Consider the following 1,476-nt stretch of genomic DNA (forward strand, 5'->3'; position numbering starts at 1 on the left):
AGATTTTATCAATTAGAAGATACATGAATGACGGAGGGACAGTGTCCGTAAACATCAGGATATATGTAAACGTCAAGTTAAGATGTAAGTTGTCAAATTACTTTCATGAGGAAACTATTAATCCGTTTTAATATAACTTATAGTAAAAGGTCCAAAAGAACTTAGATGGGTTCTTTTTAATTTATTAATTACACAAAGGAAAAGACCACTATCGTTTGATAATGATCTTTTAAAATTCCTGTGATAATCCTATTAAAAAGGACTGTATTATCTTTTTATCTCCCGTTACGAGTCTTGTATTAACTGGGATTCCTACTTTCATTACCAATTCGAAATACGATTCTATGAACTTTTCTTGATTGTTCTGTTGTAGGTGGTTTAATTTTTGACCTACAGCAACTACATTTATATTTTTCCTTTTCAAACTCTTTCCAAAATCAATTCCATGCTGTAAAACATCATCGATTAATTGTAATTTCATTCTATAAACACCCCTTTTCTATGGAAAACCGTTCTTTTTTACATTTTCTTTATATCTATTACTATTATTGTTTCCACAAAATAAAATTTAATACATACATAGTTATAAATTTTAATAATATAGGGTGGTTGTTTTTCTTGAGTTTTTATAGAATATTAATTAGATAAATAATTAGTAGTTAGTTTGTTATCAGTCAATCTTCACTATTTGATCAAACGAACTTTTATATCAGATTATAAGGAAATGAGGATAGATGAATAGTGGATACAATAAAAACTGAATCACCCTATATTAATAAGCTTCAACAGAGGATGGAAGCTTTTTTAAAAGATAACGAAGAATCCCTCACAGATGAAGAGAGACAAAAGTTTCTTGATGCTTTCCTAGATGGAAGACATATTGATTTTAGTGGTGTAACAGCAATTAGGGGATTTTTATATCAATATTATGTAGCTGCCAAATATATAATTGATATGCTTTTTACTCATGATGTTTGGTGGAACAAAGTTGTTTATGAATTATTGGATGATATTGCTTTGCACGGTGAAGGGAAAATTAGGTTTGTACAGGTAAAAACAAAACGTGAGAGTGATCTAGTAAATAATCTTACACTTGGTGAAATATGCGAGCGAACCAACAGTAAAGGAAGCTGGTTAGATAAGTTGTTTTTATTAAATACTCATGTTTTTGATTCTGATGAAAAGAAAATAATTAAAAATGATGATTTATTTAATAATGAACTACAATTTGAATTGGCAACAAATGTCCAGTTTAACAAGGATATTGCAGTTTATACGAAGGATGAAAAATTTTATACCGATAGAGATGATAGCGAATATGAATCACTTATCAAGAACTTACGAAAATTAAACTTAAATTGGAAGATTAAAGAAAAAGGACATGAATTTATATTTAATGTTAATAATTATGATGATTCAATAAATAATCCAATTTGGTATTTACAGCGTTTTCGAATTAAGCGGTATGGAAATATA

At 28.3% G+C, this 1,476-nt stretch carries 2 protein-coding genes; one reads left to right on the forward strand and one right to left on the reverse strand.

The genetic code is table 11. The annotated features are described in order from the left end of the window. Positions 1-229 precede the first annotated feature (229 nt). A complete protein-coding gene (locus RCF13_RS14740; protein ID WP_270703912.1) occupies positions 230-481 on the reverse strand; it encodes a hypothetical protein in 252 nt (83 codons plus the stop codon). Positions 482-741: 260 nt separating this feature from the next. Here RCF13_RS14740 and RCF13_RS14745 point away from each other — a divergent pair. Next, a partial coding sequence (locus RCF13_RS14745) for a dsDNA nuclease domain-containing protein (RefSeq protein ID WP_308141297.1) occupies positions 742-1,476 on the forward strand: 735 nt, incomplete at its 3' end.

Source organism: Stenotrophomonas maltophilia group sp. RNC7, assembly GCF_030910085.1.
In the GTDB taxonomy this organism is placed as follows: domain Bacteria; phylum Pseudomonadota; class Gammaproteobacteria; order Xanthomonadales; family Xanthomonadaceae; genus Stenotrophomonas; species Stenotrophomonas sepilia.

What these genes read in the sequence shown, in the direction of transcription:
- RCF13_RS14740 (WP_270703912.1), bottom strand. Translation starts at nt 481, where the DNA reads ATGAAATTACAATTAATCGATGATGTTTTACAGCATGGAATTGATTTT.